This is a genomic window from Gelidibacter salicanalis, from assembly GCF_016469035.1.
GTDB classification, from domain to species: Bacteria; Bacteroidota; Bacteroidia; order Flavobacteriales; family Flavobacteriaceae; genus Gelidibacter; species Gelidibacter salicanalis_A.
In genome coordinates, this window is record NZ_JAEHJZ010000008.1 from 153,709 (window position 1) to 162,501 (window position 8,793).

Annotated in this window: 5 protein-coding genes; 3 read left to right on the top strand and 2 right to left on the bottom strand. The window is 35.9% G+C overall.

Annotated features, from left to right (window positions below):
• Nucleotides 1-21 precede the first annotated feature (21 nt).
• Nucleotides 22-2,766: a TrlF family AAA-like ATPase gene (locus JEM65_RS05800; RefSeq protein ID WP_199597984.1), complete on the top strand. Its 2,745-nt coding sequence runs from the start codon at nucleotides 22-24 to the stop codon at nucleotides 2,764-2,766.
• Between the two features lie 181 nt (nucleotides 2,767-2,947).
• Entirely contained in the window at nucleotides 2,948-3,334 is a 387-nt protein-coding gene (locus JEM65_RS05805) for a hypothetical protein (protein ID WP_199597985.1), read from the top strand.
• Nucleotides 3,335-3,617: 283 nt separating this feature from the next.
• On the opposite strand, the gene JEM65_RS05810 is transcribed toward JEM65_RS05805, so the two are convergent.
• Together JEM65_RS05810 and JEM65_RS05815 are read right to left on the bottom strand one after the other, a co-directional pair.
• Entirely contained in the window at nucleotides 3,618-4,757 is a 1,140-nt protein-coding gene (locus tag JEM65_RS05810) for an IS91 family transposase (RefSeq protein ID WP_199597986.1), read from the bottom strand.
• Nucleotides 4,757-5,584: a tyrosine-type recombinase/integrase gene (locus JEM65_RS05815; RefSeq protein ID WP_233530538.1), complete on the bottom strand. Its 828-nt coding sequence runs from the start codon at nucleotides 5,582-5,584 to the stop codon at nucleotides 4,757-4,759. The genes JEM65_RS05810 and JEM65_RS05815 overlap by 1 nt, the downstream gene beginning before the upstream one ends.
• A 1,018-nt stretch (nucleotides 5,585-6,602) precedes the next feature.
• On the opposite strand from JEM65_RS05815, the gene JEM65_RS05820 reads away from it, so the two are divergent.
• Complete coding sequence (locus JEM65_RS05820; protein ID WP_199597987.1) at nucleotides 6,603-8,354, top strand: DUF262 domain-containing protein; 1,752 nt, start codon at nucleotides 6,603-6,605, stop codon at nucleotides 8,352-8,354.
• The last annotated feature ends 439 nt before the right edge of the window (nucleotides 8,355-8,793 follow it).

Consider the following 8,793-nt stretch of genomic DNA (forward strand, 5'->3'; position numbering starts at 1 on the left):
CAAACATACTACAAATAGAATATGACTAATAAAAATTTGACATCTGATAAAGGTTCTATTTGGAGAAAATGGGATTTACACCTTCATACACCTAATACAAAGTTAAGCGATAACTTTAATAAAGTTGGAGAAGATGACATTTGGAAAACCTATTGTGATAAAATTGAAAATTCGGATGTGGCAGCATTTGGAATAACTGACTATTTTTCTTGTGAGAACTATTTTATCTTTTTGGAAGAATTCAAAAAATATTATCCTGATTCTACAAAGGTATTTTTTCCAAACATTGAGTTTAGACTTGATATATCCGTAAATCAACAAGCGGAAGAAATAAACATTCATATTATCTTTTCCAACGAGTTGTCAAAAACTGTGATAGATGATTTTCTTTCAAGTTTGAAAACAAATCATTCCAATGCTGGAGGAACAAAAATATCTTGTAGAAATTTACAACCCGAACAATTTGTAAGTGCTACCGTCAACCACAATAATTTAATAAGTTGCCTTAAAGAAAATTTTGGCAAAGAAAAACCATATTTAATAATTGCAGCGGCAAATAACGCAGGATTAAGACCTGTGAGCAATTCACCTAGGAAACTAGCAATAACTGATGAGATAGATAAAATCTGTGACGGATTTTTTGGTGGCAGACAAAATGTAAAATATTATCTCAAAACAGATAGATATGAGACTGATGAAATAGCTAAATCTTGTCCTGTTGTTTGTGGTTGTGACGCTCATTCATTTGAAGACATTGATAATCATTTAGGTAAATTTGTAACTCGACAAAATCCAGACGGAAAAAATGAAATTTACAAAGATGTAACTTGGATAAAAGCTGATTTAACTTTTGAAGGTTTAAAGCAGATTAAATATGAACCAATACACAGAGTATTAATTGCAGAACACGAGCCGAGAAAACCTGTTAGAAGAATCGAAAGTATAAAGTTCAACTTCCCTGCGAGTACTTTTATTCAAAGAAAAAATTCAAATGAACAACAAGATTTTTGTTTAAAAAACTTAAAGCAACCAATCTTTTTTAGTGATTATTTCACGTGTATTATTGGTGGTCGAGGAACAGGAAAAAGTACGATAATCAACATTTTAGCCGAAAAATTAAATGAAAACACAGACTTTTTCAATCGTTCAGATCTGAAAATAAATGGCTTAAGTTATGACATTGAGAACGATTTGGATAACTACATTGAAATCGTTGGAACTAACGAAGTAGAATTCGTTAGTCAAGGTAAAATAGAGAAATTAGCAGAAGCCAACGAACTAACAAAACTGATTTTCGAAGAAAGGATAAAGGAGATTGAAAGTGAGTTCATTCAAATTGAATCTGATTATGAAAACATCAATTCTAAAATTGATGAAAATATTGCCATACTATTCAAGTTAATTTCAAACTCAAGAACAAAAAAAGAGAAAACGAAAGAAAAATTAACAATTCAAAAAATTATTGATTCCATAAATGATGCAAGATATATTGCAATCACTAGTAGAATTAAAACTCTGAAACAGGAATTAACAACAATTGAAAACAGCAAAAGGAATTATAAACTTCTTCTTGACGAATTACGTGTATTAGCTCAAAATTATCAGCAGTCAGAAACCGCAAATGAAATTGATGTTAGAACACAAGAAATAATATCTACAATAATTGGAATTGATGAAATAAATAAAACAGAAGAGCAAATTAATGTTGTCTTAAAAGAATTTGCAACAGTTAATTCTAGAATAGACGAGATTAATGCAAACTTAATTTTAGAATCTCAAAATCTTAGAGCGTTCTTTCTAGAAAAAGGAACAAATGAAGAAACAATCAAAGATTCTCAAAAAGCTTCAGAAACACTTTCTAAAATAACTTCGGATATAGAGAACTTGGAAATTCAAGACAATCGCTATCGTGCTAGCTATCAAGAAAACACGGAAATCATAAATAATGTTTCCAATCTCTACGATAGAAACAACACTCTAATTAGCTCAAATCTTTCCGAGATAAATAACAAACTTAAAATTAATGATGAAAATGTTTTAGATATTAATTTCACTTATGAGTTTGACAATGAGTCTTACAAAAATGAACTTTTCAGAGAGTTTTACAACACCTTCAGTGCTTATCATATTTCAGGAACTTCGGATTCTAGGGTCAAGGAAGCACTATTTCTAATTGAACCAGATTTGGAACTTTTAAATGTTAACTATGCTAATTTTATTGAACGCCTAAACAACATACTGATAGAGAATAATTACCGAAAAGAAAATAACTATGTAAAAATTGTAACTGACATTTTCTCAAGTAAAGGTAATTATCTTATTTACTTAAATCTCTTAAAAAAACACAGATATAACTTATCTAAATATATCAAAATTAACGGGTTTTACGGAAGTAGAGAACTTGAATCTTGTTCATTTGGCCAACGTTGTACTGCTGTAATCGTAACCCTTTTAATGACAGGTGTTAAACCATTAATAATAGATGAACCCGAAGCACACCTGGACAACAAACTTGTAGCTGATTATCTGGTAGGTTTAGTAAAAGAAAAGCAATTCGACAGACAAATAATTTTTGCGAGTCATAATTCAAATTTCGTTATAAATGGAGATTCAGCCCTAATACATATTCTTGAAATACCAAACAATAATGTTTACACTCATAAAACTTCAACTACAATCGAAAATACTGAAAATCGAGAAAAATTATTAAAACTTGAAGGTGGTAGAGAAGCTTTTTTAAATAGAGAAAATAAATATGGAATATAAAACACTGGGTACAACACGAGTATAAACGCAATAGCGGATTAGTGCTTAAACCAAAAGTAATTTTATAGATTTAAGCCCAGTTATAAACCGAATGATAAGTGCGCAAATCCCGCTACTGCGCTTATACCAAACGTTAGGCATAATTAAAAAAACGCGAAATACAATTAAATCAAGATTAATTATGATAAAAAAAATAGTCTTTACAATAATATTTATTATCACTTTGAGCAGTTGCGAAAATAAAGTTTATTATCCATCTGAATTTTTCCTTATTAATCAATGTGATTATACTATCAAAGTTAACAGTTCAGCACTTGTTAGATATTCGGATGGAAATCGCGAGGAAAGCATTAGCGATTTAGTCTTATCTGGAGACACTCTTTCTTTGCGTAGAATAAAGGTAACTGATAGCGTAAATATAACTGATGTATTTACAAAAATCGAAATATATAAAGAATCAAAATTGTCAAATGTTAATATAATGAATATAGAAAAATGGAATCGGAATAAAACTTCTGAAAAAAAATTAGAATTTATTTTTGAAGTTAAACCGAATTCATTTGAATAAAAACTATGCCTAATAACTAAGGATTCGGCTCGCCGATAGGCCAGAGCTGAATCCTGTGTTGACGAATCCGGTTGATTTGCCGTCTTATGGGTAAAACGTTAAGTTAAGGGAAGGATATTTGGAGGTTACGCTGGTATTTGTGTAGTCAAGAAGTATAGAAGTCGATTATTTTATAACATTCACCTTGGCTTTTTAGTGGTTTCAATTTACGATCTCTGGTTATTATCGTTTAATTTTTAAAGTCAAGGCATAGCGCAGCCCGTCCGCATATGCAGAATAATTTTTAGCTGCTCTTATTCAATTTTCTATCTTTTAGTAAAACGCGCCAATTCTCGGGAGGCCCACGGTCATTGAACAATAGTATTGTATGCAGTCTTCCCTTTTTACAGAGAGGACACCGGCGGTGCAAAAGCGGCTCTTTTGTTCTGACAGGTTCCACCTTTACCGTAGCCAGTTCTACCTGTAGTTTTGGCAACTTCTCCTTTTTCCAGCTGCTGCTCAAAATACCATAATGCCGTATCCTGGTAAATCCCTTGGGTAAAACATGCAGGGCAAAGCGCCTGATAAACTCCTGGCTTGACAAGATCAAAGGGACTTTCTTTCCTGCACGACGGTAATCTTTGGCGGTAAAGCTCACACTTCTGCTTTTACGATCTACATCTGTGATCCGATGGTTGCTGATCGCTATTTTATGGGTATATCTGCCCAGGTATTCAATTACATATTTTGGGCTTCTAAAAGGTTGTTTGGCATAGACCACCCATTTTTTACCGAACACTTCATTGTAAATTTTCTGAGGGATCTTTAAGTCACTTTTTCTAAGCTCTGCGATATATTTTGCCCTAAACACTTGACTCATGGATTTTACATTGAACAAGTAGTTGCCATTGTTTTTTGCCTTTTTCCATTGTCCTGATTTGCTCAAACCACCGCCCGGGACAATGCAGTGCAAGTGCGGGTGTAAACTCATATTTTGACCCCAAGTATGGAGCACTGCAATCATCCCCATTCTCCCACCAAGGTGCTTGGGATTGTCACCAAACTGCTGTAAGGTCTGCCAGGCAGCTCTGAACAGACTGCCGTACACTATTTTGCCGTGGCTCAATGCATAACTGTTAAACTCGCTTGGAAGGGTAAACACCACATGAAAATAGGGAACGTTCAAGAGTTCGCCTTCCCTTGCCCTGATCCACTCTTCGCGTTTGTGTCCCTGACAGGTCGGGCAATGCCTATTTCTGCAACTATTGTAACTGATGTGAAGTCCGTGGCAACAATCGCATTTATCAATATGTCCGCCCATAGCTTTGGTGCGGCACCTTCTTATGGCATGCAAGGCTCGGTAGTGCCATGAGGTCAGGCCCAAGTTTTTGAGCTGTAGCTGTTCCATTTCTAAAATGTCAGCCACCGTATGTTTGGGGCGCATCAGTCGTAGAGCTTGTCCAGTGGAGAGAACTTCGAACCACTGGGCAGATTGGCCACATGCAGATAGGTCAGGGTCATCTCGATATGCGCATGGCCCAAAAGTTCTTTTAGGCTGACAATGTCAACACCATATTCCAACAGATGCGTGGCAAAGGTGTGCCGCAAGGTGTGGGCGGTTATCTTTTTGGAACTGCCTATTTTGCTTCGGTTCTCCTTGATGACCCATCGGATCCCATTGGTGGTCAACCCCCGAGCTACTCCATCTTTGGTGACCTGACTGTTGAAAAGATAGGTCTGGGGATTTTCCGTTCTGATATATTTCTTCAGTCCCCTGACCAGATATGTACTTAAAGGAACGTAGCGGTCGATCTTCCCTTTTTTCTTGGGGATAAAGACCGTTCTGCGATCAAAGTCGATGTCCGCCAGTTTGAGGTTGCAAAGTTCGTAGCTCCTAAGTCCGCAGCCATAGAGCATCCCGATGATCAGACGGTGCTTTAGGTATTTGGGCGCTTTTAAAAGGCGCTTTACCTCGTCTTTGTTCAATACGACGGGCAGTTTCAAATCCCGTTTGATCTGGGGCAAAGCTACCCGCTTGGCCTCCATGCCCATGACTTTGTAGGCGGCCCTGAGTCCGAAAATGGTGTGTTTAAAGAAACTTTCAGATGGGGTTTTGTGGAGTTTTTGGCAGTAATAAAGGTAAGACTGAATGTTTTCCACCGAAAGCGTTTCTGGGCTCTGTTTATAATGCAGGGCAAGATGTGCTAGGCATCGAAGGTAATTGTTTAAGGTGCTTTTGGCTTTGCCATTGATAGAAAAGCTCTGCTCCAATTTGTTCTGGAGTGTGCTGAAACCTGCTACTTCCTCAAAAGCGCGTTCAGCAATGGTTTTACTTTTTTTTAAACATGATATTAGATTTAATATTTAGCTACAAATTAATAAATCTATTACATTTACAAAAACAACATCCGATCTGAAAGGTGCAGGAGGGCTTCCGACCGGTAGGGAGGATTCGTTCAACACCGTGTAAAAATAATTGCTTGGTTCTCGCCTACTTGGAAATTCCTGCGGAATTTCCACAGGCTTGGTCAATGTTTAGTATTTTAGGTGCTTGCCACCGCAACTATTCTTAGTGTGCCAAGAAGCAGCCACGGCAATAAACTGGCTGCATGCTGTAATTGAGATGATGGTAGGCCCATCAGGGTCGTTGTATAGGCGATGGCTCTAAACCACCTAAAGGTGCTGTTGTAAAGAGCAATGGTGCTGAGCGTTTAGGAGAATCCAATCCATGAGGTTGGCAGGTAGGGATAAAGGAGTTGAACGAAAGTGAACCACTGAAGAGGTGTCGAGAAGTTGCTACCCCCAGTCAAAAGCTACGAAGTATGATACGGAGTGAAAAGTAATGTTAGCAATAGCATTAATTACAGAGAGTGCCTATTTATTTTCTGTAAGGCTGGCGTCATTCAGGTGGCAAGAACTTTATTCGGGCTTAGTTACGGAACTTGGGAACCTGGTTATAAATGCAAAGGGAAATACACAATAGGCACAACCTAGAGGTAGAATACCAATGTTGTAATTAGGGGCGGACTCATTCGTAGTAGTATTGATCCCGATAGCTATCGGGACTGTAATGGAAATGGAGCAAAGGGATGAGCTAATTTGATGTACAGCCTGCCAACTTGAAAAAGGATGAGCTATTTTTGTACACCACTTTAGAAGAGCCGTATGATGGGAGACTATCACGTACGGTTCTGTGAGAGGCTCGGGGTGAAACTCCCCTTGTCTACTCGACACCAAACGTTAGCCTTCATTAAAGAAAACGAGCAAACAGTAACACAAAAGAGAAATAATGTCATATTTAGGAATATCAATAAAAGAAGCGATAAATAATGCAAATAATGGAACAAATGGTTGGTTTCTTCCTGCCATACAAAGACCTTATGTTTGGGGTAGCAGATATGAAAATGAAATATACATCTGCAAATTATTTGACTCAATTTTAAAAGGTTATCCAATAGGTGGACTTATTGTTTGGAACACAGATGAAGAAATACCTTACAGGGAATTTATCTCGGACTATATGCCTGATGAAATCCCGAAATTAGTTGATAAAGGTTTGCACAAACGACCTGATAAATGGCTCATCTATGATGGACAACAGCGAATTCAAACTCTCTATAGTTGTTTAAAATATACATTTCACGGTAAAATTCTTGTTTACGATTTGCTATTTGATTTAAATAATGGAAACGACCCCGAAGAAATTGGTTTTTCATTTGTAGCAAAGAATTCAGACCTTGAATGGAATTTCATCAGAATGAACGAATTATTTTCAAAACAACCTGATGAAGAAAAACGCACATATCGAAAATCAATACTTAAATTGAATGAAAACATAAATGATAAAGAGGAAGAGTTAATTGAAAATAACATTGATATTCTTTGGGATATTTTTGTTAAAACAGATACCAAATCACTTGCTTATTTTCCAATTAAAACTGCTGATGAAAAAGTCGTAAACGAAATTTTTGAAAGGCTAAATACTGGTGGAATGGCTCTCTCATTAGCAGACATATTGTTTTCTAAAATTAAGTCTGAACATTATGACTTTGAAGAAAAACTTCAAGGTTGTTCAAAAGAAATATATAATTCAACTGGAAAGGGTTATTTGTTTAATGCGTACAATATTCTTCAACTAATTTACTTGTTGGTAAAAAAAGGTGTGAGAATTGACCCCAAGAAAGTTAAACCAAATGAAATTAATATTTTTAAATCGACTTGGGATAAATTAGAAGCCCCATTGCAATCTTTTTTTACAGATTATTTGTGGGGACAGTTCAAAATAAACAATAACTCAATTATTCCAAGGAATTTGGCATTACTACCAATAATGGTTTATTTCTATGAAATATATAGTAAAGGTTATAAGTTTAAGAATATTTCAGGACAGAATCTGAAAAGTATTAATACATATTTTATAAAATCTCAAATCAACGACTGGAATCTGCAAAGTTATATTGATAACTTTAGTAAGCTAATTGCTGATAAATCAAAACAAACAGATAAACTATTCGATTTTCCCATACAAGAGATTGAATCTTTTATATCTGAAAAGAAAAAACGGAATACCGAAATTTATGAAGACACTTTTACTGGATACAATTGGTTTGTTTTAAAAATACTGACACCTGAACGAATTTATCAATTTGAACCAGATATTAAAGGGCGTTTTAATCCTGAAATTGACCACTTATTCCCAAGAAAATTAAAAAACAGAAATCTTGATTATGATAATACTGTTGATATAGTTTGGAATATGCAACCGACCAAAGGAGAAATAAATGGTTTTAAAACCAACATACATCCAAAATTATTCTTTACGGATAAGGCTAAAAATGGGAAAGGGGAAATTATAGTTGGTAGTAAATATGTTAATGAATATGATTTTTTGTTTCCAACTAACAGTAACAATCAAATTGACTTTGATGACAGCATTTGGGAAAGACCAATTGAGTTTATTGAAAAACGAAAAGAAAAAATGATTGATTATTTACAAGCTAAATATGACATAACATTTAAAGTTGACCAAAAAAATGAATAACGAAAGGCTACAATGTGTATAAGCAATGGCTTGTCCTCGCCTACTTGGAAAATCCTGCGGATTTTCCTATGGAAAGTACCTGTTTGCAATTGTCCGTGACGAACCACGCCACAGCTCATACGTGTGCCGAGAGTAACGACTGGCTGAAAGTCGTTACACAACTGTTTACAAGATGGTGGAACCGACCCACCGGTGTTGTCCTACAGGGGAGAGCATCAAACCCCCATAAGGTGCTTTGGTAAAGAGCCAAGGTATTGAGCGTTATGGAAAAGGCTGCGCCACGAGCGTGGTCAGGTATAGATAATGGAGATGAATGCAAATGAACCTCTGAAGAAGTGTCCCCGCTGAAGGGCGGGGCAGGCTGAGAAAGTGCAACCTTCTGTCAAAAGTGTTTGAAGTATGACAAACATTATAAGTCCAGCGGTTACCTGTTTATTGG

Bases quoted from the DNA above. Each gene is read 5' to 3' on its own strand.
- JEM65_RS05805 (WP_199597985.1), top strand. From the start codon at position 2,948: ATGATAAAAAAAATAGTCTTTACAATAATATTTATTATCACTTTGAGC.
- JEM65_RS05820 (WP_199597987.1), top strand. From the start codon at position 6,603: ATGTCATATTTAGGAATATCAATAAAAGAAGCGATAAATAATGCAAAT.
- JEM65_RS05800 (WP_199597984.1), top strand. From the start codon at position 22: ATGACTAATAAAAATTTGACATCTGATAAAGGTTCTATTTGGAGAAAA.
- JEM65_RS05810 (WP_199597986.1), bottom strand. From the start codon at position 4,757: ATGCGCCCCAAACATACGGTGGCTGACATTTTAGAAATGGAACAGCTA.